This is a genomic window from Pelomonas lactea, from assembly GCF_043555885.1.
Taxonomy (GTDB): domain Bacteria; phylum Pseudomonadota; class Gammaproteobacteria; order Burkholderiales; family Burkholderiaceae_C; genus Pelomonas; species Pelomonas lactea.
This window is the reverse complement of the sequence record NZ_JBIGHX010000003.1, coordinates 12,339-35,245: the sequence shown is the minus strand read 5'-3', so window position 1 is coordinate 35,245 and position 22,907 is coordinate 12,339. Positions and strand designations below refer to the sequence as shown.

Here is a 22,907-nt window from a genome sequence, read left to right as displayed (position 1 = left end):
CGGCTCAGGAGCCAGGGCGGGAGGCCGCGGCGTCGGGCAGCGCAGCGCCCCAGTCGATGGACTCCGGCGCGGCGGGGTCCAGCAGCACGGGGTCGCGCACCGCGCCCACGGCCGGGAGCGTACGGCCTGCGGCAGCCTGGGCAAAGCTCATGCCCACAAGCCCCTGCGCGCGCGGTGTTGTGTTCGGTGCAGCGGCCACCAGTGGCTCGGAGGCGGCGGGCGGGCGCAGCGTGCCCAGGCCAACTGCCATCGCGACAAAGCCGGCCGCGACGGCCAGCGGCGCCAGCCACTCGCCGCGGCGGCGTGGCAGCGCCGCCACCGGCGCCGGCAGGCGGGCGTGCAGCGCGTCCAGCAGGGCCGCCGGGTCGCGGTGTGCGGCGGGCAGCTCGGCCGAGCGCAGGCCGTCGGCCGCCGCATGCCACAGCGCCCAGCGCTCGCGCAGCGCGGGGTCGGCGTCCCAGGCGGCGTTGACCAGCGCCCATTCGGCCGGCGTGGCCTGGCCGTCCATGACGGCGGACAGCGCCTGTGCCAGCGCGGGCTCGTCGGCGCGGCTCATCGCCAGCCCCCGCTCAGCAGCGGCCGCAGCCGCGCGGCCAGCGCCTCGCGGGCGCGGAAGATGCGCGAACGCACGGTGCCCGGCGGGCAATCCATCAGGTCGGCGATTTCGTCGTAGCTCAAGCCATCCACCTCTCTCAGCAGCAGCGCCCGGCGTTGATCGTCGGCCAGGGCGGCGACCGCCTCGTCCAGCCCCGACGCCAGTTGACGGCTGGCGAGCAGGGTCTCGGGGGTCGCATCGTCGGTTGGAGGCGTGCCGGTGCCGAAAGTTCCCTCGTCGTCATCCAGCGTCTCGACGGGCCGCTGGCGCGCGCGGTGGCCATGGTGACGATTGGCGGCGTTGATCGCGATGCGGTACAGCCACGTGTAGAACGCGCTGTCGCCGCGGAAGGACGGCAGCGCGCGATAGGCGGCCAGGAAGGTCTCCTGGCACAGGTCGGCCACGTCGGCGGGGTCGCGCACACTGCGGCCCAGCAGCCGCTCGATGCGGCGCTGGTACTTCAGCACCAGCATGTCGAAAGCCGCACGGCTGCCGGCCTGCGCTTGGCGCACCAGCAGCGCGTCGGCGTCGACGCCGGGCACGCTCATCGCTGCACCGCGCCGCCCGCGGCGGCGAACAGCGTGGCGCGCAGCGCGCTCCATTGCGGCTGCTGGCGGCGCGACAGCGGCAGCCAGCAAGGGCCGGGGCTGGCGCGCAGCAGCAGCCAGGCGTCGAGGTCGATCAGCACGGCAAGTCGGACAGCGGTTTCGTCATCGCGGCCAGGCGCCGTCAGCCACCAGGCCTGGCCATCCCAGCGCAGCCGGCGCGGCAGCACCGCCGCAGCCCGCCATGCAGCGGTCGCGGCGAATGGCACGGCCAGCCAGAGAAGCCAGGCCTGGGGTTGATGGCCGACGGCCCAGGCGGCCAGGCCGCCTGCCGCGAGTGCGACGGCCAAAGCCACGGCAGCCTGCATCTCCGGCTGCGGCAGCAACTGCACGACGACGGGCGGCGTGCGGCGCATCGCGCAGCGGGCTCAGACGCGCTTGAAGATCAGCGTGCCGTTGGTGCCGCCGAAGCCGAAATTGTTCTTGGCGGCGACGTCGATCTTCATGGGCCGCGCCTCGTTGGCGCAGTAGTCCAGGTCGCACTCGGGATCCTGGTTGAAGATGTTGATCGTCGGCGGCACGACCTGGTCACGCACGGCCAGCGCCGTGAACACCGACTCGATGCCGCCCGCGCCGCCCAGCAGATGGCCGGTCATGGACTTGGTCGAGCTGATGACCATGTTCTTGGCGTGATCGCCGAAGGCCAGCTTGATCGCGTTGGTCTCGTTGATGTCACCCAGCGGCGTGGAGGTGCCGTGGGCGTTCATGTAGTGGACCTGGTCGGGGTTGAGCCCGGCGTTGCGCAGCGCCGCGCGCATGGAGCGCTTGGGGCCGTCGACGTTGGGCGCGGTCATGTGGTACGCGTCCGCACCCATGCCGAAGCCCGCCAGCTCGCAGTAGATCTTGGCGCCGCGCTTCTTGGCGTGTTCGTACTCTTCGAGCACCAGCACGCCGGCGCCCTCGCCCAGCACGAAGCCGTCGCGGTCCTTGTCCCAGGGACGGGACGCGGTGGCGGGGTCGTCGTTGCGGGTGGACAGCGCGCGGGCCGACGCAAAGCCGCCGATGCCCAGCGGCGACACGGCCGACTCGGCACCGCCGGCGATCATCACGTCGGCGTCGCCGTACTCGATGAGGCGCCCGGCTTCGCCGATCGCGTGCAGGCCCGTCGTGCAGGCCGTCACGATCGCCAGGTTGGGTCCCTGGAAGCCGTACTGGATGGAGACGTGGCCCGAGATCATGTTGATGATCGAGGCCGGGATGAAGAACGGCGAGATGCGGCGCGGGCCGCGGTTGGTCAGCTCGCCGTGGGTTTCTTCGATCAGCGGCAGGCCGCCGATGCCCGAACCCACCAGCACGCCGATGCGCTCGGCCTGTTCTTCAGTCAGCTGGTCACCGGTCGGGAGACCGGAGTCCCGCACCGCCTGCATGGCCGCCGCCAGCCCGAAATGGATGAAGGTATCCATGTGCCGGGCTTCCTTGGCGGGGATGTAGTCCTCGATGTTGAAGCCCTTGACCTCACCCGCGAAACGGCAGGCGAAGGCGCTGGCGTCGAAGCGGGTGATGTTGGCAATGCCGGAACGACCGGCGAGGATGTTGGCCCAGCCTTCGGCAACGGTATTGCCGACGGGGCTGATGAGGCCAAGGCCGGTGACGACGACGCGGCGACGACTCATGCGGTGCGGATCAGAGTTGCGGGGAAGGGAAGGCGCTCAGGCCTTCTGGTGCTTGACGGCGTAGTCGATCGCCAGCTGCACGGTGGTGATCTTCTCGGCCTCTTCGTCCGGGATCTCGATGCCGAACTCGTCTTCGAGGGCCATCACCAGTTCCACGGTGTCCAGAGAATCGGCGCCCAGGTCGGCGACGAAAGCCTTTTCGTTCGTGACGTCGGCTTCCGCCACGCCGAGTTGCTCGGCGATGATTTTCTTGACTCGTGCTTCGATATCGCTCATGACTCCTCCAGGAGGGGTTTGCAGAAAACAGCCCAGCATTCTACGGGCTCTAGATGGGGGCCCCTAAATCGAGGCCCCCGGGCCCGAATCAGGCCATGTACATGCCGCCGTTGACGTGCAGCTCGGTGCCCGTGATGTAAGCACCGCCGGGTGACGCCAGGAAGGCAACGGCGGCGGCGATTTCCTCGGGCGCGCCCAGGCGGCCCAGCGGGATCTGCGCCAGCAGCGCGGCCTTCTGGGCCTCGGGCAGCACCTCGGTCATGTCGGTGGCGATGAAGCCCGGCGCGACGCAGTTGACGGTGATGCCGCGGCTGCCCAGTTCGCGGGCCAGCGAGCGCGTCAGGCCGGCGACGCCGGCCTTGGCGGCGGCGTAGTTGGCCTGGCCGGCGTTGCCGGACGCGCCCACAACGGAGGTGATGTTGATGATGCGGCCAGCGCGCTGCTTCATCATCGGTTTGGTGACGGCGCGGGCGAGGCGGAACACGGCCTTGAGGTTGGTGTCCAGCACGGCGTCCCAGTCGTCGTCCTTCATGCGCATGGACAGCGTGTCGCGCGTGATGCCGGCGTTGTTGACGAGCACGTCCAGGCGGCCGTCCTTGGCGACGATGTCGTCGACGGCGGCCTGGCTGGCGGCTGCGTCGGTCACGTTCAGCGCGATGCCGCGGCCACCGTGCGCAGCGAGCGCCTCGGTGATGGCGGCGGCGCCGGACTCGGTCGTGGCGGTGCCGATGACACGCCAGCCGGCCTGGGCCAAGTTCAGCGCGATGGCGCGGCCGATGCCGCGGCTGGCGCCGGTGACGAGGGCGACGCCCTTGGATGCGGAGTCAGTCATGGATTCAGGCTCCCAGCAGGGCACGGGCCTCGGCCAGCGAGGCGGGGTCGAACACGCAGGCGGCCTGCAGCTCGGCGTCGATGCGCTTGGCCATGCCGGTCAGCACCTTGCCGGGGCCGGCCTCGATGACATGGCCCACGCCGCGCGCCTTGAGCGCCTGCACGACCTCGACCCAGCGCACCGGGCCGAAGGCCTGGCGGTACAGCGCGTCGCGCAGCGCGTCGGCGTTGTCGGTGATGGCCACGTCGATGTTGTTGATGACCGGGAAGGCGGCGGCGGCGAACTGCACCGTGGCCAGCTTTTCCTTCAGCCGTTCGGCGGCCGGCTTCATCAGGCTGGAGTGGAACGGCGCCGACACCGGCAGCGGCAGCGCGCGCTTGGCACCCGCGGCCTTCAGGAGTTCGGCGGCCTTCTCGGCGCCGGCCTTGCTGCCGGCGATGACCGTCTGCTTGGGGTCGTTGAAATTGACGGCCTCGATGGCCTCGCCCGTCTCGGCCGCGGCCTGCGCGCAGCCGGCGCGCACGGCGTCGCCGTCCAGGCCCAGGATGGCGTACATCGCGCCGACGCCCACGGGCACGGCTTCCTGCATGGCCTGGGCGCGGAAGCGCACCAGCGGCAGCGCGTCGGCGAGGCTCAGCGCGCCGGCAGCGACCAGCGCCGTGTACTCGCCCAGCGAATGGCCGGCCGCAGCGACGGGGGTGGCGCCGGTCTCGGCGACGAAGGCGCGCCAGCAGGCGATGCCGGCCGTCAGCATGACGGGCTGGGTGTTGGTGGTCAGGTCCAGCTGGTCCTTGGGACCGGCGTGGATCAGCGCGGCGATGTCCTCGCCGAGGGCGGCGGAGGCTTCATCGAGCGTGCGGCGGACTTCCGGGTGGTCGCCAAAGGCGTCGAGCATGCCGACGGCCTGCGAGCCTTGTCCGGGGAAGACAACGGCGAAAGGTGCAGTCATAAAAATCTCAGTAGTTCAGCAGGGCAGCGCCCCAGGTGAAGCCGCCACCGACGCCTTCCAGCATCACGGTGTCGCCGCGCTGGATGCGGCCACTGCGCACGGCGGCATCCAGCGCCAGCGGCACGGAGGCGGCCGAGGTGTTGCCATGCTCGTCGACGGTCACGATGAGCTTGTCCAGCGACATGCGCAGCTTCTTGGCCGTGCCCTGCATGATGCGGATGTTGGCCTGGTGGGGGATGAGCCAGTCGATGTCGGCATCGGTCATGCCGGCCTTGTCGAGCACCGAGCGGGCGACCTTCTCCAACACGCCGACGGCGAGCTTGAAGACGGCCTGGCCGTCCATGCGCAGCAGCGGCGAGCCCAGCACCTGGCCGCCGGACACGGTGCCGGGCGTGCACAGGATGTCGCTGTGGCGGGCGTCGGCATGCAGTTCCGTGGCGAGGATGCCCGGCGTGTCGCTGACGCCCAGCACGACGGCGCCGGCACCGTCGCCGAACAGCACGCAGGTGGTGCGGTCCTTGAAGTCGAGGATGCGCGAGAACACCTCGGCGCCGACGACCAGCGCCTTGTTGGCGGCGCCGCTCTTGATCATCGAATCGGCAACGCTGAGCGCGTAGACGAAGCCCGAGCAGACGGCCTGCACGTCGAAGGCGGCGCAGCCGAACACGCCCAGCTTCTTCTGCAGCAGGCAGGCGGTGGACGGGAACACCATGTCGGGCGTGGACGTGGCGACGATGATGAGGTCGAGCTCCTCGGCCTGGATGCCGGCAGCCTCCAGCGCGGCCTGCGCCGCGGGGAAGGCCAGGTCGCTGGCGCCCTCGTCGGCGGCCGCGAAGTGGCGGGCACGGATGCCGGTGCGCTCGACGATCCAGTCGTCGGAGGTCTCGATGCCGTCGGCCGCGAGGCGGTCGGCGAGGGCCTGGTTGGTGACCCGGTCAGCGGGCAGGTGGCTGCCGGTGCCGAGGATGCGGGAATGGCGGGGAGGTGTGTGTGCTGTGGGGCTCATGCAGCCTGGGCGGCGGGAGCCGCCTTGTCTCCGGCATCCGTCGCACCCGTGACCGTGGAGGCCTGCAGCGTGGCGACGATGCGCTCGTGTACCCGGTCAAGCAGCCGGTTGCGGGCGGCATCATAAGCGCGGGCCAGCGCCATCTCGAATGCGAAGGCATCGGCCGAGCCATGGCTCTTGAACACCAGGCCGCGCAGGCCCAGCAGCGCCGCGCCGTTGAAGCGGCGGTGGTCCACGCGGTGCTTGAAGCGGTTCAACACCGGGCGGGCCAGCAACCCGCCCAGCATGCTGAGCCAGTCGCGCGTGAACTCGGCCTTGATGAAGCCGCCCATCATGCCGGCCAGCCCCTCGGAGGCCTTGAGCATGACGTTGCCGACGAAGCCGTCGCAGACGACGATGTCCGTCGTGCCCTTGAAGATGTCGTTGCCCTCGACGTTGCCGTAGAAGTTCAGCTGGCCGGCGCTGCCGGCGGCGCGCAGCAGCTCGCCGGCCTGCTTGATGGTCTCGCTGCCCTTGATGGCCTCTTCGCCGATGTTGAGCAGGCCCACGCTGGGCTCCTCGATGCCGTCCACGGCCGACACCAGCGCGCTGCCGAGCACGGCGAACTGCAGCAGGTTCTCGGCCGCCGAGTCGACATTGGCGCCCAGGTCCAGCACGGTTGTGAAACGACCTGCAGCATTGGGCATGACGGCGGCGATGGCCGGGCGATCGATGCCGGCCACGGTCTTCAGCAGCACCTTGGCCACGGCCATCAGCGCGCCGGTGTTGCCGGCGGACACGCAGGCATGCGCCAGCACGGGCTCACCGTCGCGCGCCTTGAGCTGCTGGATGGCGACGCGCATGGATGAGTCGCGCTTGCGGCGCAGCGCCACCTCGATGGGGTCGTCCATCGTGACGACCTCGCTGGCGGCGACGATGCGGCAGCGCGGCCAGGCCACGGCGGACTTCAGGGCTTCAGGCTGGCCGACGAGCAGCAACTCGGCCGTCGGGTGCTTGTCGAGAAAGGCGCGGCAGGCCGGCAGCGTGACCGAGGGGCCGTGGTCGCCGCCCATGCAGTCGACGACAAGGCGGACGGGATCGGGCAGGGGCGCGTGGGTCATCGAGACGAAAGCAGTTCAGAAAAGACCAAACCCGGCACAGCGCTGAGCGCAGGCCGGGTTGGCAGATTCATCGGTGCGCGCCGCCAGCGGGGCGGCGCGGAGCAGCATCAGGCCGCGTCGGCCTTGCTCTTCAGCACCTTGCGGCCACGATAGAAGCCGGTGGGGCTGATGTGGTGACGCAGGTGCACTTCGCCGGTCGTCGGCTCGATGGCCGTGCCCGGGGTGACCAGGGCGTTGTGGGAACGGTGCATGCCGCGCTTGGAAGGCGACTTCTTGTTTTGCTGAACGGCCATGAAATTCTCCGAATTCTGCGCAGTGACGTGCGGGGTTTGGGGTTGCGACCCCGGGGTGCGAGAACCAACCTCGAGCACCAGGCCGCAGAAAAGCCCATGAGTATAGCAGCGGATGCGCGCTCCGCCAAGCCAACTCGGCGACGGCGTTGCGCAATGCCGCGCGGCGCATGCCGTCAGGCGCTGCCGCCGCGCTTGAGGGCCGCCAGCGCCGCGAAGGGGTTGGGGCGCTCGGCCCCCCCCTCGTCGGCAGGAACCTCGTCATCCGCGTGGGCGAGCGGCTCGGGGCATTCCTCGTGGCGCGGCACCAGCGGCAGCGCCAGCAGCAGCTCGTCCTCGACGAGCTCGCGGGCATCCAGGTGGCGCGGCATCGCCAGCACGTCATCGTCGCTGTCGGCGTCCAGCTCCGCCGCCTCGGCCTCGGTGTCGACGAAGCGTATCCAGCGGTCGATGTCCAGATGCTCCTCGACGGGCTTGAGGCAGCGCTGGCAGGTCAGCGAAACCTGCGCCTGCGCCCTCACCTGCAGCCAGGTCTGGGGCTTGCCGCCCTTGGGCTGGCGGATCTCGCCCAGCAGGCTCCAGCGCAGCGCCGGCCAGCCCTTGGCGGGCGCTTCCGGCGCGGCGGCGTCGGCCAGGCGCTCCAGCGCCGCGGCGGGCCACTCGCCCTCCAGGCTGGCGCCTTCGCGGGCGAACACGGCAAGGTCGAGCTTTTCGGGAACAAAGGCACGCGGTTTCATGGGCTGAAGTTTAGGCGGGCGAGAATGCCCCGATGCCGCGTTTGATCCTTGCCTCGACATCCCGCTACCGCCAGGAATTGCTGGCCCGGCTGCGACTGCCCTTCGACGCCGTCGGCCCGGAAGTCGACGAAACCGCCCTGCCCGGCGAAGCTCCGGCGGCGCTGGCCGAGCGGCTGGCGCTGGCCAAGGCCCGCGCCGTAGCAGCACGCAATCCCGCGGCCATCGTCATCGGCTCGGACCAGGTGGCCGACCTGGGCGGCGAAGCCATCGGCAAGCCTGGCACGCACGAAGCCGCCGCCGCGCAGTTGGCGCGCATGAGCGGCCGCGAGGTGGTGTTCCAGACCGCCGTCGCCGTCGTCGCGCCGGGCCTGGCCGCCATCGAGCGCGCCGAGGTGCGGGTGCGGGTACGAGCGCTGAGCGCCGCCGCCATCGAGGCCTATCTGCGCGCCGATGAACCCTATGACTGCGCCGGCAGCGCCAAGGTCGAGAGCCTGGGCATCGCGCTGCTGGACGCGGTCGAGTCCGATGACCCCACCGCGCTGATCGGGCTGCCGCTGATCCGCACCTGCGCGCTGCTGCGCCGCGCCGGCCTGGAGCCCCTGGCATGAAGCACGGTCGACTGATCCTGATGCCCAACACGCTGGACTTCGGCGTGGACGACTCGCTGGACCTGCGCGAGGTGCTGCCGCAGCGCGTCATCGAGACCGCCGCGCGGCTGACGCACTGGGCGGCCGAGAACGCGAAGACGACGCGGGCGCTGCTCAAGCGTGTCGACGCCGTCGCGCCGCTGGCCCAGCCGCTGCAGGCGCTGCAGATCGCCGAGCTACCGCGCCCGCCCAAGGGCGGCCGGCCGGCTGGCGACGATTCGACGGCTTGGCGCGCACTGCTGGCGCCGGCACTGGCCGGGCACGACGTGGGGCTGATGTCGGAAGCGGGCCTGCCCGCCGTCGCCGACCCCGGCGCGCGGCTGGTGGCGCTGGCGCACGAGGCCGGCATCGAGGTGGTGCCGCTGTCGGGCCCGAGCTCGCTGCTGCTGGCGTTGGCCGCCAGCGGCCTGAACGGCCAGAGCTTCGCGTTCGTCGGCTACCTGCCGGTGGACGCCGCGGCCCGCACGGCGCGCATCCGCGAGTTGGAAGCACTGTCGGCCCGGGCGCAGCAGACTCAGCTGCTCATCGAGACGCCCTACCGCAATGAGGCGCTGCGCCAGGCGCTGCTGGCAGCGCTGAAGCCGTCGACGCGGCTGTCGGTCAGCGTGGGCCTCACGCTGCCGGGCGGCTGGACGCAGACCGCCAAGGTGGCCGACTGGCGCGCCAACCGCACCACGCTGCCGGACCGCATCCCTGCGGTCTTCGCGCTGCTGGCTTAGGACTCGGCCGGCGCGGCCGGCTTCTTGGCACCAAACAGCGCCGCGACCTGCTTCTTGGGCTTGATGTAGCTGGACAGGCCCTTGACCGGCGTGGCCGCCTTGGCCTTCTCCCAGGCCGGCGGCTCATCGCGCGAGCTGGCTTCGTAGGGCTTGTTGAAGAACGGGTCGGCGGACGGCGCCGGCGTGCGCAGCGCGGGGCTGGTCGCACGCAACGGGCGATCCGGGCGCTCGTAGCGCTCCTGACGTTCCTGGCGATCCGGCGCGTCTTCACGGGAGCGACGCTCGAAGCGCGGCCGCTCGTTCTCGAGCTCGAAGGTGTCCAGCACGATCTCGCGCTTGATGAGTTTCTCGATGTCGGCGATCAGGCGCGCGTCCGACTTGGTCACCAGCGTGACCGCCAGGCCCGACGCACCCGCGCGGCCCGTGCGGCCGATGCGGTGCACGTAGTCCTCGGCGTTGAACGGCACGTCGAAGTTGAAGACCGCCGGCAGGTCGGCGATGTCCAGGCCGCGGGCGGCGACGTCGGTCGCGACCAGCACGTCCATCTCGCCGCGCTTGAAGGCTTCCAGCGACTTGAGGCGCTCGTCCTGCGACTTGTCGCCATGAAGCGCGGCCGTGCGCAGGCCGTCGCGCTCGAAGGCACGCGCCAGGCGGGCCACGCCCAGCTTGGAGTTGCCGAAGACGATGGCCTGGCGGATGGACCGCTCCTTCAGGATCTGCTTGATGATGGCCCGCTTGTCATCGTCGGTGGCGCTGATGAAGCGCTGCTCGACGGTGGACGCCGTCTGGTTGGGGCGGGCCGTCTCGACGAGGATGGGGTCCTGCAGATAGCTCTGCGCCAGCCGCTTGATCTCGGGCGAGAAGGTGGCCGAGAACAGCAGCGTCTGGCGCGCCTTGGGCAGGAAGCTGAGGATGCGCTGCAGGTCCGGCAGGAAGCCGATGTCCAGCATGCGGTCGGCCTCGTCGAGCACGACATACTCGACCTGGTTCAGCACGCAGTTCTTGGCCTCGATGTGGTCCAGCAGCCGGCCGGGCGTGGCGATCAGCACTTCGACGCCGGCCTTGAGCGCGGCCGTCTGCGGCTTCATGTCGACGCCGCCGAAGACAACGACCGAGCGCAAGTTGGTGTGCTTGGCGTACTTCTTGACGTTCTCCGCGACCTGGTCAGCCAGCTCGCGGGTCGGCGCCAGCACCAGGGCCCGCACCGGGTGGCGGGCCGGCGACACGCTCGGGTTCTCGTGCTTGAGCATGCGCTGCAGCAGGGGGATCGAGAACGCCGCGGTCTTGCCGGTGCCGGTCTGCGCCGCACCCATGACGTCGCGACCCTGCAGGACGATGGGAATCGCCTTGGCCTGGATGGGCGTCATCGTGAGGTAGCCGGAATCGGCGACCGCTCGGAGGAGCTTGGGGTCGAGGGGAAGGGTGTCGAAGCGGGCCGGGGGAGCGGGCTCAGCGCCTGCAAGGTCAGGCTGGACGGACGGGGAGGCGGTGTCGCTCATATCCCTCGATTATCGCTGGTACGTCTGATTGAGACTGTTCAGCGCCGGATGACCAGCCATTTGGGCGTCTTAAAGCGGACAATCCGCTGGTACAGCACGATGTAGGTCGCGCCAAACACGAGCATGCAGGCGGCGATGAGCGGGGTCGAATCCCAGAACGCCAACGCCGGAAGTAGCGACGACAGGCACAGCATCCAAAGGTAGGGCGCTGTCATCGAGTTGCGGCGTGTGAGCGCTCGCGCGTCCCGCGCCCCGATGGCCCAGCGCATCAGGCGTCGGTAGATCAGCGAATGCAGGTGGATGCCATCAGGTAGGCCCGGGGACACGGCGCGGATGACCTGGCGGCGGTACATCGAGAACAGCGTCTCGAACACCGGGTAGATGCACACCATCAGGGGAAACAACGGCGACACCTCGGGATTGCGGCCGATCAGCAGGATGCCGATCTCGGCCAGGTAGAAGCCCAGGAAGTAGGCACCGCCATCACCCAGGAAGATGAGGCCAGCGGGAAAGTTCCAAACGAAGAACCCCAGCGCGGCACCCACGCCAGCCAACGCCCAGAGTGCCAGCGGCACATCACCGACCTGGTAGGCCACATACGCAAAGACCAGCAGCATCAGGCACACGCACATAGACGACAACCCGTTGAAGCCGTCGATGATGTTGACGGAATTGGCGACGCCGGCCACGGTGAAGATGGTGAAGATCCAGGCGCCTGCGGCGAAAGAGATCAACCAGTCCACACCCGGGACATCCGTCCTCGCAATCGTGGCGTCAAGCAGCCAGCAACCTAAGGCGGCAGAAACCGCTGTCGCAGCAAGTCGCTTCGCCGGCGAAACTCTTTTAGTCAAGTCCTCAATCAGGCCGGCAAGAAATGCCGGCAGCCCGCAGATAAGCAGCGTGGCGCCAAACTTCCAGTCCGGTTTCGCTGATACCGCAGCGACGGCCACGCAGCACAACAAGCCCGCAAACATCCCAACCCCGCCGACGCGAGGCACTGGCGATGCATGAAACTTCTGCGGCCCCGACAGATCCAGGTCAGCTGACAAATGAGCGTGGCTGTGAGAGGAATGGATGACCAGTAGAGTCACCACAGTCGCCACAAAAAATGAAACCAGAAAATAGACCATCGCCTGCAGTGTAATGAACGCGCCGCAACGCAGCAGGCAGCAAGCCGCACACTAGGGCTACGCTGAATAAGCCGTCGATTTCCAAGCGCCCCGCGGCAAGCTGATTATCACGAAGACATCGGACTGCGAAGCGGCCCATCCGCATGGCCCTTTCGGGCTACGGGCGCCGCCGCGCATTGCAGACGCACTCATTCCACCAAGTGGCTGCGCGCCATGTAGATGCTGGCCAGGCCCAGCGCGACGAATGCGCGCGTCGCGTTCTTGGCCAAGCCCTTGTAGCGCACCTTGTTGAAGCCCCATTGCCGCTTGACCACGGCGAACACGTGCTCCACCCGGGAGCGCACCTTGGACTTGATGCGGTTGGCGATGCGCTCGATGTCGGCCGCGATGCCTGCAGGGCCAACACGCCGGTTCGTCCGGTCCCGCGCTTGCGGTGCCTTGAGGGCAATCAGTTCCTGCTGCGAGGCGTAGGCGCTGTCGCCGTACACCTCCTGCTCGGCCCCGTGCAGCAGCTGCGGGATCGCGTGCTTGTCGTGCACATTGGCCGCCGTCACCACGGCGCTGTGCGCCAGCCCCGTCGCACTGTCCACGCCGATGTGCAGCTTCATCCCGAAGTGCCACTGCTGGCCTTTGCGGGTCTGGTGCATCTCGGGGTCGCGCCCCCCCCTTGTCGTTCTTGGTCGAACTCGGCGCCGAGATGATCGTGGCGTCCACGATGGTGCCGGTTCCCACCTTCAGGCCCTTGCCCTGCAGCACTTCACCGACCTTGGCGAACAGTGCCGCGCCCAGCTTGTGCTTGTCGTCTTCCAGCAAACGGCGGAACTTGAGCAAGGTGGTGCCGTCAGGCACGCGCTCGCGCCCCAGATCGATCCCCACGAAGCGGCGCAGCGCCGTGCTGTCCAGCAGCGCTTCCTCGCAGGCCTCGTCAGCGAGGTTGAACCAGTGCTGCACAAAGTACATGCGCAGCATGCGCTCCAGCCCGATAGGTGGGCGCCCCTTGCCCACCTTGGGGTAGTGCGGCTCGATGACCGCGCACAGCTCGGCCCACGGCACGATGGTGTCCATCGTCTGCAGGAACACGTCGCGCCGCGTCGGCCTGCGGAATCGTTCGAACTCAGCGCCTTGATCGGCTGCCGCTGCCAGGGTTGCTTGCTTCATCCAAGCATGATCCCGACGCGGTGCCTGCGTTGCCACCAGATCAACCCGGTACGCAGACCTCAATCAACGTAGCCCTAGAATCCGCGACCATTTCACGAGACGGCCGGTCGCTTAAGGCTGCCGTCCACGACGTTCACCATGAGGCAACCCTTGCGCCGGCACCCCCTCTCAGGCCTGCTCGCAGCGGCAATACTGGCCGCATCTTTCCCGTCCTTCGCTGCCGACGCCACAGACAACGAGGCTGCAGCGCAAGGGCCGATCAGGTTGGGCGCGCCAACGCCGCGCGGCGTACCGCTGGACGACTCGCCACGCGCTGCCACACCAGACGAAACGGCCACCTTGATCCGCTTGGCAGGTGCGACTTCGAACCCGCCGAGCGAGTTCGAAGCCTATGTAAGCGGACTGGCTGGGGCGACCATACAGCGCTTGGGCAGCGACTTGATGATTCCGGGCCGCGTCTCTGCGGTTGAAGCGAACCGCCAGGTACCAACAGACTACGTAGTCGGGCTGGGAGACGAAATCCAGCTGACGATCTGGGGCTCCGTCGACGCTGACCTAAGACTAACCGTGGATCGCGCCGGGCGCATTGTTATTCCCCGTGTCGGCCCCGTGGTCGTTGCAGGGGTGCGCCATGCTGACCTGAACGACCTTCTAAGCCGCCGTGTCGCCCAAGTTTTCAAGAACTTCCAGCTCAGCGCGACGTTGGGTCGACTGCGCAGCATTCGCTATTACGTGACGGGCTTCATCGCCAAGCCCGGCGCATACAGCGTCAGCAGCTTGGCGACCGTCATGACTGGTCTGATGCAAGCCGGTGGCCCCTCGGCGGCCGGCAGCTTCCGCAACATCGAACTGCGTCGAAGCGGTCAAGTAGTGGGGCACTTCGACCTATACGACCTGCTGGTGCGAGGCGACAAGAAGGGAGACGTGCCACTGCAAGGCGATGACGTACTGTACGTGGGCCCCATCGGGTCGCAAGTCGCGCTGATCGGCAGCGTTAATCGGCCGGCCATCGTGGAACTTAATGGTGGCGAGACCATCAACGATGCCATCGCCTACGTCGGCGGGCTGTCGACAGTGGCCGACGCAAGCCGGGTGGCAATCGAACGCCTCAGCGAACGCAATGACCGCCGCGTTGCAGAGCTGTCGCTGCCGCAGGATGGCAGTCAGCGCATGAACAACGGAGACGTGGTGAGAGCCTTCAACAGCGTGGTAGCCGTGCTGCCACAGGCCAAGCAATACAAGCGCATCCGGATTGACGGCGAAGTGGCGCGGCCGGGCGACTACGTACTACCGCCGACGAGCACCCTCGCCGATGCACTGCTGGCTGCCGGCGGATTGACGCGCGAAGCCTATTTGTTCGGCACAGACCTCTCCCGGGAGAGCGTACGCAAGGTCCAGGAGGCCCAGTACGACCGCGCGTTGCGAGATCTGGAAACCGACTTCACGCGCAGCACCTCGACACAAAAGTTGAGCAACGCGGATGACGCGGCGGCAGCGGCGCAGAAACAGGCCGGCACGACCCGATTGATCGAGCGGCTGCGCGCCGTGCGCCCGACGGGCCGCGTCGTGCTGGATCTTACGGATGCATCCCTGGACATGCCCAGCTTGCCGGTCGAAGACGGGGACCGTCTCTACATACCAGCACGCCCCAACACCGTCGGCGTCTTTGGAAGTGTTTTCAACGGCGGCAGCTATCTGTTGAAGCCAGGCAACTCCATCGATGACATCGTCAAACTGGCCGGCGGGCCGACTCGCGGCGCGGACAGTGCAAGCATTTTCGTACTGCGCGCGAATGGCAGCGTCGTGAGTGCGCGACAGTCGAGCAGCGGATGGTTCAGCAATAGCAGCGGCATAGCGAACTTGGCAGCACTACCAGGCGACACCGTATTCGTGCCGGAGGAACTAAACAAGACGACGTTCATCCAGCAAGCAAAAGACTGGACGCAGATCCTGTACCAATTTGGCTTGGGCGCTGCCGCGCTTAAGACGATCAAGAACTGACTCCGGCCATGCACCAAAACCTGGACCGCACACATGCACTCAAGGCTGAACTTGAAGTTGACACCGTCGCGCTTGGCGAGCTGATATCCGTCGTCACGACTCAGTGGAAACTAATCATCAGCGCAAGCTTGGCCGTCGGCGCTTTGGCGCTGGGAGGCAGTTTCCTCATTCCACCCACCTACACGGCTCGAACGATGTTCCTGCCCCCCCAGCAGCCGCAGAGCGTTGCAGCTTCGGCACTCGCGTCGCTGGGAGCGCTGTCGGGCTTGGCGGGCGGCACCTTGGGCGGCGTCAAGACGACCGGTGATCAATACGTCTCGCTGATGCAGAGCGTCAACATCCAGGACCGCCTTGTGGATCACTTCCAGTTGATGTCGGAATACGAGTCCAAGTACCGATTCCAAGCGCGCAAGACCCTGGCAGCCAACGTGCGCATCAACCTCGGCAAGAAGGACGGCCTGATCACGATCGAGGTCGATGGCAGCAGCCCACAGCTCGCAGCAGACCTTGCCAACGCGCATGTGTCCGAACTTCGGCGATTGACCGGCGAATTGGCACTGACAGAAGCTCAGCAGCGGCGCGTCTTTTTCGAAACCGAACTCAAAAAAACGCGCGAACAGTTGTCTCAAGCCCAGAATGCCTTGCAGCAAAGCGGATTTAACCCGGGCGCCTTGAAAGTTGAGCCCAAGGCAGCGGCAGAAGCCTATGCACGAATCAAGGCAGGGGCGACTGCGGCCGAAGTCAAGCTGCAAACGCTGCGCCGCTCGATGGCGGAATCCTCTGCAGAGGTGCAACAACAACAAACACTGCTCGGCGCGCTTCGGAATCAGCTGAGCAAACTCGAAAGCACTGACCGACCTGACGCCAGCGACGCTGGCTACATCGATCGCTACCGCGAGTACAAGTATCAGGAGTCGCTGTTTGAGCTGTTCTCGAGGCAATTCGAGGTGGCGCGGCTGGACGAAAGCCGCGAAGGCGGCCTGATCCAAGTTGTCGATGAGGCAACGCCACCAGAACACAAGAGCAAGCCCAAGCGCGCATTCATCGCAGCTGGCGCAGCGTTTCTCGCAGGGCTGCTTTTGGCGATCGGTCTTGCTGCTCGGCATTTCATAGCAAAAGTCAAAGTCGCCGGCTAGGGAAGGTCTGCAAAACCCCTGGTCAATCCGACTGGTGCGGGGCGTGATGGTCGCAGACGATGGTGGTCATGGATCAGATCACGCTCGGCCTTGACCCGCTGCCCAAGAAGACCCGCAAGGAGGTCTTCCTCGACGAGATGAATCAGGTCGTGCCCTGGGCGGCACTGGTGGCGCTGATCCAGCCGCACGCGCGCGGCGCGCACCAGGCACTGGGCGGCCGCCCCCCCCCCCCTTTCGCCGTCGAAACCATGCTGCGTATCCACTGCCTGCAACTGTGGTGGAACTGTATTGCCCCAGTGAAAACCTGCTCAGGTGTTACCGTCGAAAGGAAGACACCGTGAGTACGTTGATGGACGAAGAGATCAAGCGCTGGACGGCCAAGCGCAAGACGGCGTTGGTGCTGGAGATCATCCAGGGCAAGACCAGCGTGTCGGAGGCGAGCAGGACGTATGACCTGCCACCGTCGGAGATTGAGAGCTGGATGGAGGACGGCCGTCGGGGCATGGAGAACGCCCTGAAGGCCAACCCGCAGGATGTGCGCGAGCAGTACGAGCGCCAGCTCAAGGAACTGCAGGAGGCTTATGGCGAGGCAATGCTGGAGTTGCGCGCCAGAAAAAAATTGCAGTCCCTGCTGGGCGAGGACGAGAAGTGATCGAGACGATCCGCCAGGGACTGCAAGCCGACGGCATCACCGTCTCGATCAGCAAACTGTGCAAGTGGTTCGAAGTGCCGCGGCGCACCGTGTACTACCGCTCCGTGAAGGCGGCCCCGTCGCTGCAGGAGCGCTTCATCACGCCCATCAAAGCCATGATCGAAGAGAACCCGTCGTTTGGCTACCGGACGGTGGCGCACCTGCTGGGGTTCAACAAGAACACGGTGCAGCGGATCTTCCAGCTCAAGGGCTGGCAGGTGCGTAAGCGGCCCGTGGGCTTCAGACCTCGGATCCAGTCGCTGCCGTCGGTGGCCAAGGCGCCCAATGAACGCTGGGCGACCGACATGTGCCGGGTCTGGGCGGGGCGCGATGGGTGGACGACGCTGGCGCTGGTGATCGACTGCCACAGCCGCGAGCTGCTGGGCTGGCATCTGTCGCGCAGCGGCCGATCCAAGACGGCCGAGTCGGCCCTGGAGCAGGCGCTGATCGCGCGGTTCGGTACGCTGGGACGCGCGCCGGCGCCGTTCCTGCTGCGCTCGGACAACGGCCTGGTCTTCACCAGCCGCAGCCTCACGGCGCTGGTCAGAAGCTACGGGCTGCAGCAGGAGTTCATCACGCCACACAGCCCGGAGCAGAACGGCCTGGTCGAGCGGGTGATCCGCACACTCAAAGAGCAATGCGTGCATCGGCATCGCTTCGAGTCCCTGCAGCATGCCAGCCGCCTGATCGGCGACTGGATCCACTTCTACAACCACCGGCGCCCGCATCAGGCGCTGAACATGAAGACCCCCGCTGAGGCATTTGCATTAGCGGCCTGACCTGTGCAGGTTCTGCTGGGTCAATACATAGGCGCTGTCGCCGTACACCTCCTGCTCGGCCCCGTGCAGCAGCTGCGGGATCGCGTGCTTGTCGTGCACATTGGCCGCCGTCACCACGGCGCTGTGCGCCAGCCCCGTCGCACTGTCCACGCCGATGTGCAGCTTCATCCCGAAGTGCCACTGCTGGCCTTTGCGGGTCTGGTGCATCTCGGGGTCGCGCCCCCCCCCCTTGTCGTTCTTGGTCGAACTCGGCGCCGAGATGATCGTGGCGTCCACGATGGTGCCGGTTCCCACCTTCAGGCCCTTGCCCTGCAGCACTTCACCGACCTTGGCGAACAGTGCCGCGCCCAGCTTGTGCTTGTCGTCTTCCAGCAAACGGCGGAACTTGAGCAAGGTGATGCCGTCAGGCACGCGCTCGCGCCCCAGATCGATCCCCACGAAGCGGCGCAGCGCCGTGCTGTCCAGCAGCGCTTCCTCGCAGGCCTCGTCAGTGAGGTTGAACCAGTGCTGCACGAAGGCAGGTCGCGCGGGGAAGTCACTTCCGATCAATGCATCGCAGGCACTGATATCGGCGCCTGCGATCCTTTAAGGCACATTGCAGACTCACTCAGCACCAGTCCGCGGCCTACACGCTCCCTATAATCAGCGTTCACCACATGAACAAGCCCGCACAATCAACCGCCGTGCTTCCCGACGAGCTCGAACTCGCCGCAATGCGGCAGGTGTCTGCTCAGCCAGTGAGTTCGCAGCGCGAACTTGCAGAGCGACTAGGCATCAGCGTGGGCAAGACGAACTTTGTGCTCCGGGCCCTGTTGAAGAAAGGGCTTGTCAAGGTCGAAAACTTTCGCCGCAACGACCACAAGATCGGGTACCTCTACCTACTGACGCCAACCGGCATGGCGGAGAAAGCACGGCTGACTCGCGCTTTCATCGCCCACAAAGAGGCTGACTACGCGCGGTTGTACCAGCAACTATCGGTGCTCAAAGCTGAACTGGCTCAAGACCCGGGGAGCAAATCCGGAGCTGAGCCCGCTTCGCCGACTCATGCATCCTGAGACCGGGCTCGCCGCCCCCCCCCCCCGCCGCAAACAACGCCCTCTAGCAATCATGTCATCTGCCTCGCATCATCCGGCGCCGCTCGCCGACGCCGCCGTCGATCCACTCGCCACGATTGACCCTGGCGCCGTGATCGAGGCAGGCTGCGTTGTCGGCGCACGCTGCGTCGTGTGCAGTGGCGCGCACCTAGGTGCGGGCGCCTGGCTCGATGCTGACGTCATGGTTGGTCCCAACGCGACGCTGGAGGCTGGCAGCGATGCCCTGGAAGAAACCCGGATCACGGTGCAGGCCGGTGTGCGGATCGGAGCGAATGCGACGATTTGCGCTGGCGTGACACTGGCTGCGCGCAGCGAGATCCGGCCCGGCGCGGTCGTGACGCGCTCGGTACCGCCCTGTGCAATCGTCGAGGGCAACCCGGCCATGATCGTTGGCTACGTGGACACCGAGATAGACAACGCGCTCAAGGCCGAGTCATCAGGCCGACGCGTCACGTCCGTGGAGCAGACGAATGTCAGGGGCGTGACCGTGCATCGATTCCTCGTTCACCCCGACCTGCGCGGCAACCTGACCGTCGGCGAGTTCGACCGTCAAGTTCCGTTCACGCCGCAACGCTACTTCATGGTTTTCGGCGTGCCCAGCCGGGAGATTCGGGGTGAACACGCCCATCGCGAGTGCCACCAGTTTCTCATTTGCGTTCACGGGAACTGCTCAGTGGTTGCCGATGATGGACATAAACGCGTCGAGATTTTGCTCGATGAACCGAGCAAAGGCGTCTACCTGCCACCGATGACTTGGGGGGTGCAGTACAAATACTCATCCGACGCCGTTCTTCTAGTTTTTGCGTCGCATTTCTACGACTCAAAAGACTACATCAGAGAATATGAAGCATTTGAAGCAGAGCTGAAAGCTCGCGAAATGGTGCGTTGACTCACGACCAGTGGTGAAAGTTCTTTTGCCGACTTCCCATCGCCATTCGAAATTATCAAATCACGATGCAGGGGCAACACAAAAATTGGATGGCCCTTTATGAAGACTAAACGCAGTCACCGCATTCCGCCTGGCGTAAATTAGGCCTCAAGTTCCAATTTGAGTGAGCCGCTGAACACCGCGTAGTTGATCAGCCTCGAAGTGCCTAAGTTTCAACCGCAAAGCCAAAATGAACAAGTTCGACCTTCAACTGAAATCAATCCGTATGCGTCTGGTTGAAACATCCGATGCGGAGTTCATCCTTCAGCTACGCCTCAATGAAAATTTGAACACCTATCTTTCGCCTGTCTCACCGAACATTCAGCAACAGATTGAATGGCTTGAAAGCTACAAGAAAGAGGAGGCAGTTGGCAAGCAATTTTATTTCATCATCGAGCGGGCTGATGGCATTCGATGTGGAACAGTACGGATCTATGACTTAAAAGGCAATTCATTCAGCTGGGGCAGCTGGATTCTCAACGAAAACAAAACTCGTCTCGCGGCCATTGAATCCGCGTTGCTAGTGTACAAATTCGGCTTTAATGCGCTCGAGTGCAATCAATCGCATTTTGAAGTGATGAAAGGCAACCAGAGCGTTAGCAGATTCCACGAGAGAATGGGCGCAGAGAGGGTTAGTGAAGATGAAACCTTCTACTATTACACCATCTCAAAATCTGCAGTCGAATCGCAAAGAGCCAAACTAGAAAGCATGCTTTCATGACCGTACCCTTTCTCGACCTCAAATCAATAAATCAAGCCCACCGTAGTGACCTGGTGTCGGCCTTCGAGCGAGTGCTCGATTCGGGCTGGTACATCATGGGCAATGATTTGGCGGCTTTCGAAAGGGAGTACGCTGAATACTGCGGCGCTCATGAATGTGTCGGCGTTGCCAATGGTTTGGATGCGCTGACCCTTGCTCTGCGGGCGCTCGGTGTAGGTCCTGGTGATGAAGTTTTGGTTCCGTCCAACACATACATCGCCACATGGCTGGCCGTCAGCCATGTCGGGGCGACTCCCGTACCTGTCGAGCCAGACGATCGAACCGCGAACATTGATCCCAAGCGGCTGTCAGCAGCCCTTACGCCGCGCACCAAGGTCATCATGCCGGTTCACTTGTATGGTCAGCCTGTTGAACTAGATCCGATCCTGGCATTCGCGCGGCAGCACGGCCTGAAGGTCGTGGAGGACGGCGCCCAGGCTCATGGTGCCCGCTACAAAGGCGAGCGACTGGGTGCGCATGGCGACATCGTGGCCTGGAGCTTCTATCCGGGCAAAAACCTTGGCGCCCTGGGCGATGGCGGTGCGATCACGACCAATGATTCGGCACTCGCCGCATCGATCCGAGAACTGCGCAATTACGGCTCCAAGGTCAAGTATCACAACGAGGTGATCGGCTACAACTCACGCCTCGACGAATTGCAGGCCGCGTTGCTGCGCGTCAAATTGCCACAACTGGACTCGGAGAATGGCCACCGCGCGCTGATCGCCGAGCGGTACCTGCAGGGCCTGGCTGGAATCGACCTGCAATTGCCTCACATCCATCTGGATTGCCAGTCGGCTTGGCATCTTTTTGTTGTCCGACACCCGCGTCGGGAGGCATTTGCAAAGGCCCTTTCAGCGGCGGGTATCGGTACCGTCATCCACTACCCGATCCCGCCGCATCTGCAGCCGGCCTATGAACCTCTGGGCATCGCTGCAGGTTCTCTACCTGTCTCTGAGCGTTTGCATCGTGAGGTGATCAGCCTGCCCATATCGCCGGTGATGAGCCTTGACCAAGTCGATGAAGTCATCGCCAAGGTTCGTGCCGCTGTCGAGTCGCTGGCTCACGGATGACGCTGACCGGCACGACGCTGCTGAATGGCATCGCAGTCCTGACTCGCCTGCTGACGGCGCTGGTCCTCAACAAGGTACTGGCGGTGATGGTCGGGCCGCAAGGCTACGGGGTCATCGGACAGTTCCAGAGTTTTGCCAGCATGGTGGTGGCGTTTGCCAGCGCCCCCGTGACCAACGGGGTCGTGAAGTACACTGCGGAGTTTGGTGGGCAAGAGAACCGCCAGCATGAGGCTTGGCGGACTGCGGCAACGCTGGGCTTGATCGTGTCGCTGGCGACCTCGCTGCTGCTGCTGGTGTTCCAGCGCCCGCTGGCCATGTGGTCAATTGCGGACGCCGGCCGCTCCTGGCTGGTGGTTCTGCTGGCTGTTGCGCTGGCGTTCATAGTACTCAATGCCTTGCTGGTCGCCATCCTCAATGGCCTCAAGCAGCTTCGGAGCCTGGTGCTTGCCAACATCGCCGGCAGCTTGATCAGTGCGTTGACCGCGATCGGTCTCGTCAGCTGGCATGGATTAAACGGCGCACTGGCAGCCCTGGCCATCAGCCAATCACTGGCATTCGTGGCCACCCTGTTGATCTTCCGCCGCGCGGTCCGCGCATCGTTGCGCAGCCTGTTCGGCCGCCTGGATCCGGCTTTGTCGCGCGGCTTGGGCCGCTTCGCGATCATGGGTCTGACGAGTGCCATCACCATCCCGCTGGCCCAGATGCTGATGCGCGATCACCTGGCGGACAACTTTGGCTGGTCCACCGCCGGCTTGTGGCAGGCGTTATGGAAGATCAGCGAGACGCATCTGCTCCTGCTGACATCAACGCTCTCGGTCTACTTCCTGCCTCGCTTCGCTGAGATTCAGGATCCGAACGAGCTGCGCCGGGAGTTGCGCCGCGGCCTGGCCTTCGTGACGCCACTGGTGCTGACGACGTCCGCACTTTTGTTCCTGGGCCGCAACGACATCGTGGAACTGCTTTTGAGCGAACGATTCCTGCCCATGCTGGATGCCTTCGGGTACCAGCTGCTTGGAGACGTCCTCAAGGTGATCAGCTTGGTCCCGGCCTACACCATGCTGAGCCACGGCCAGACCAAGGTCTACGTGGTCACCGAGGTCCTCTTCGCGGTCCTCCTGACCAGCCTCACCGTCTGGTTCTCCGATTCCATGGGGCTCCGCGGCGCCGCATTGGGCTATGCGCTCACCTACGCAATCTATGGCGTGACCATGTGGTTCGTGGTCCGCAGCCTGATGGCGAGGCTCGGTCGCGTGCCCCCCCCTTGAAGCGCGACACCGACTCGATCTGCC

General features: G+C 65.7%; 25 protein-coding genes and 2 pseudogenes. 12 read left to right on the top strand and 15 right to left on the bottom strand.

Annotated features, from left to right (window positions below; all coding sequences use genetic code 11):
* Positions 1-4 precede the first annotated feature (4 nt).
* From ACG04Q_RS08750 to ACG04Q_RS08700, 11 genes are all read right to left on the bottom strand, one after another.
* Entirely contained in the window at positions 5-556 is a 552-nt protein-coding gene (locus ACG04Q_RS08750; RefSeq protein WP_394510520.1) for an RseA family anti-sigma factor, read from the bottom strand.
* A complete protein-coding gene (locus ACG04Q_RS08745) occupies positions 553-1,143 on the bottom strand; it encodes a sigma-70 family RNA polymerase sigma factor (protein WP_394510519.1) in 591 nt (196 codons plus the stop codon). The genes ACG04Q_RS08750 and ACG04Q_RS08745 overlap by 4 nt, the downstream gene beginning before the upstream one ends.
* Complete coding sequence (locus ACG04Q_RS08740; protein WP_394510518.1) at positions 1,140-1,556, bottom strand: hypothetical protein; 417 nt, start codon at positions 1,554-1,556, stop codon at positions 1,140-1,142. Before ACG04Q_RS08740 ends, ACG04Q_RS08745 begins: the two co-directional genes overlap by 4 nt.
* A 12-nt stretch (positions 1,557-1,568) precedes the next feature.
* On the bottom strand, positions 1,569-2,813 hold the full coding sequence (fabF, locus tag ACG04Q_RS08735; RefSeq protein ID WP_394510517.1) for a beta-ketoacyl-ACP synthase II: 1,245 nt from the start codon (positions 2,811-2,813) through the stop codon (positions 1,569-1,571).
* A gap of 36 nt (positions 2,814-2,849) precedes the next feature.
* A complete protein-coding gene (acpP, locus tag ACG04Q_RS08730) occupies positions 2,850-3,089 on the bottom strand; it encodes an acyl carrier protein (RefSeq protein WP_056204266.1) in 240 nt (79 codons plus the stop codon).
* An 88-nt stretch (positions 3,090-3,177) separates the two neighbouring features.
* Entirely contained in the window at positions 3,178-3,921 is a 744-nt protein-coding gene (gene fabG / locus ACG04Q_RS08725; protein WP_394510516.1) for a 3-oxoacyl-ACP reductase FabG, read from the bottom strand.
* Positions 3,922-3,925: 4 nt separating this feature from the next.
* Entirely contained in the window at positions 3,926-4,870 is a 945-nt protein-coding gene (gene fabD / locus ACG04Q_RS08720) for an ACP S-malonyltransferase (RefSeq protein ID WP_394510515.1), read from the bottom strand.
* A 7-nt stretch (positions 4,871-4,877) separates the two neighbouring features.
* Complete coding sequence (locus ACG04Q_RS08715; RefSeq protein WP_394510514.1) at positions 4,878-5,876, bottom strand: beta-ketoacyl-ACP synthase III; 999 nt, start codon at positions 5,874-5,876, stop codon at positions 4,878-4,880.
* Positions 5,873-6,976, bottom strand: coding sequence for a phosphate acyltransferase PlsX (gene plsX / locus ACG04Q_RS08710; RefSeq protein ID WP_394510513.1), 1,104 nt, complete (start codon positions 6,974-6,976; stop codon positions 5,873-5,875). The genes ACG04Q_RS08715 and plsX overlap by 4 nt, the downstream gene beginning before the upstream one ends.
* A gap of 107 nt (positions 6,977-7,083) precedes the next feature.
* On the bottom strand, positions 7,084-7,269 hold the full coding sequence (gene rpmF, locus ACG04Q_RS08705; RefSeq protein ID WP_056876082.1) for a 50S ribosomal protein L32: 186 nt from the start codon (positions 7,267-7,269) through the stop codon (positions 7,084-7,086).
* 173 nt (positions 7,270-7,442) lie between these two features.
* Positions 7,443-8,003 (bottom strand): YceD family protein, encoded by a 561-nt coding sequence (locus tag ACG04Q_RS08700; protein ID WP_394510512.1) that lies wholly within the window; start codon positions 8,001-8,003, stop codon positions 7,443-7,445.
* Positions 8,004-8,035: 32 nt separating this feature from the next.
* Here ACG04Q_RS08700 and ACG04Q_RS08695 point away from each other — a divergent pair, with 32 nt between their 5' ends.
* Positions 8,036-8,611, top strand: coding sequence for a Maf family nucleotide pyrophosphatase (locus ACG04Q_RS08695; protein ID WP_394510511.1), 576 nt, complete (start codon positions 8,036-8,038; stop codon positions 8,609-8,611).
* A complete protein-coding gene (locus ACG04Q_RS08690; protein WP_394510510.1) occupies positions 8,608-9,369 on the top strand; it encodes an SAM-dependent methyltransferase in 762 nt (253 codons plus the stop codon). The genes ACG04Q_RS08695 and ACG04Q_RS08690 overlap by 4 nt, the downstream gene beginning before the upstream one ends.
* Here the strand turns inward: ACG04Q_RS08690 and ACG04Q_RS08685 are convergent.
* The 3 genes from ACG04Q_RS08685 to ACG04Q_RS08675 form a co-directional block, all read right to left on the bottom strand.
* Positions 9,366-10,868 (bottom strand): DEAD/DEAH box helicase, encoded by a 1,503-nt coding sequence (locus ACG04Q_RS08685; protein ID WP_394510509.1) that lies wholly within the window; start codon positions 10,866-10,868, stop codon positions 9,366-9,368. The two genes, ACG04Q_RS08690 and ACG04Q_RS08685, sit on opposite strands and share 4 nt — an antisense overlap.
* A gap of 38 nt (positions 10,869-10,906) precedes the next feature.
* Positions 10,907-11,998, bottom strand: coding sequence for an MraY family glycosyltransferase (locus ACG04Q_RS08680; RefSeq protein WP_394510508.1), 1,092 nt, complete (start codon positions 11,996-11,998; stop codon positions 10,907-10,909).
* Between the two features lie 188 nt (positions 11,999-12,186).
* A protein-coding gene (locus ACG04Q_RS08675; protein WP_394510507.1) for an IS5 family transposase occupies positions 12,187-13,156 on the bottom strand; the annotation gives its coding sequence in 2 pieces (ribosomal slippage) (positions 12,187-12,663 and positions 12,665-13,156; 969 coding nt in all).
* A 138-nt stretch (positions 13,157-13,294) separates the two neighbouring features.
* Between ACG04Q_RS08675 and ACG04Q_RS08670 the strand changes: the two genes are divergently transcribed.
* The 5 genes and pseudogenes from ACG04Q_RS08670 (at position 13,295) to ACG04Q_RS08650 (ending at position 17,763) form a co-directional block, all read left to right on the top strand.
* A complete protein-coding gene (locus ACG04Q_RS08670) occupies positions 13,295-15,157 on the top strand; it encodes an SLBB domain-containing protein (RefSeq protein WP_394510506.1) in 1,863 nt (620 codons plus the stop codon).
* A gap of 8 nt (positions 15,158-15,165) precedes the next feature.
* On the top strand, positions 15,166-16,293 hold the full coding sequence (locus ACG04Q_RS08665; RefSeq protein WP_394510505.1) for a Wzz/FepE/Etk N-terminal domain-containing protein: 1,128 nt from the start codon (positions 15,166-15,168) through the stop codon (positions 16,291-16,293).
* A 68-nt stretch (positions 16,294-16,361) separates the two neighbouring features.
* Positions 16,362-16,574 (top strand): annotated as a pseudogene (locus ACG04Q_RS08660) (transposase); the annotation flags it as partial.
* 56 nt (positions 16,575-16,630) lie between these two features.
* On the top strand, positions 16,631-16,945 hold the full coding sequence (locus ACG04Q_RS08655; RefSeq protein ID WP_183106904.1) for a DUF1153 domain-containing protein: 315 nt from the start codon (positions 16,631-16,633) through the stop codon (positions 16,943-16,945).
* The gene (locus tag ACG04Q_RS08650) at positions 16,942-17,763 is read left to right on the top strand and encodes an IS3 family transposase (protein WP_394510504.1); all 822 of its coding nucleotides are present in this window, start codon (positions 16,942-16,944) and stop codon (positions 17,761-17,763) included. Before ACG04Q_RS08655 ends, ACG04Q_RS08650 begins: the two co-directional genes overlap by 4 nt.
* A 27-nt stretch (positions 17,764-17,790) precedes the next feature.
* Here ACG04Q_RS08650 and ACG04Q_RS08645 read toward each other — a convergent pair.
* Positions 17,791-18,279 (bottom strand): annotated as a pseudogene (locus ACG04Q_RS08645) (IS5 family transposase); the annotation flags it as partial.
* Between the two features lie 140 nt (positions 18,280-18,419).
* On the opposite strand from ACG04Q_RS08645, the gene ACG04Q_RS08640 reads away from it, so the two are divergent.
* The 5 genes from ACG04Q_RS08640 to ACG04Q_RS08620 all read left to right on the top strand — a co-directional run bounded on the left by ACG04Q_RS08640 (position 18,420) and on the right by ACG04Q_RS08620 (position 22,883).
* Positions 18,420-18,818 (top strand): MarR family EPS-associated transcriptional regulator, encoded by a 399-nt coding sequence (locus tag ACG04Q_RS08640; RefSeq protein ID WP_394510503.1) that lies wholly within the window; start codon positions 18,420-18,422, stop codon positions 18,816-18,818.
* A 52-nt stretch (positions 18,819-18,870) separates the two neighbouring features.
* Positions 18,871-19,746 carry a WxcM-like domain-containing protein gene (locus tag ACG04Q_RS08635; RefSeq protein ID WP_394510502.1) on the top strand — a complete coding sequence of 292 codons (876 nt, stop codon included), beginning with the start codon at positions 18,871-18,873 and terminating at the stop codon, positions 19,744-19,746.
* Positions 19,747-19,975: 229 nt separating this feature from the next.
* A complete protein-coding gene (locus ACG04Q_RS08630; protein ID WP_394510501.1) occupies positions 19,976-20,506 on the top strand; it encodes a GNAT family N-acetyltransferase in 531 nt (176 codons plus the stop codon).
* Entirely contained in the window at positions 20,503-21,618 is a 1,116-nt protein-coding gene (locus tag ACG04Q_RS08625) for a DegT/DnrJ/EryC1/StrS family aminotransferase (RefSeq protein WP_394510500.1), read from the top strand. Before ACG04Q_RS08630 ends, ACG04Q_RS08625 begins: the two co-directional genes overlap by 4 nt.
* Positions 21,615-22,883, top strand: coding sequence for an O-antigen translocase (locus ACG04Q_RS08620; RefSeq protein ID WP_394510499.1), 1,269 nt, complete (start codon positions 21,615-21,617; stop codon positions 22,881-22,883). Before ACG04Q_RS08625 ends, ACG04Q_RS08620 begins: the two co-directional genes overlap by 4 nt.
* The last annotated feature ends 24 nt before the right edge of the window (positions 22,884-22,907 follow it).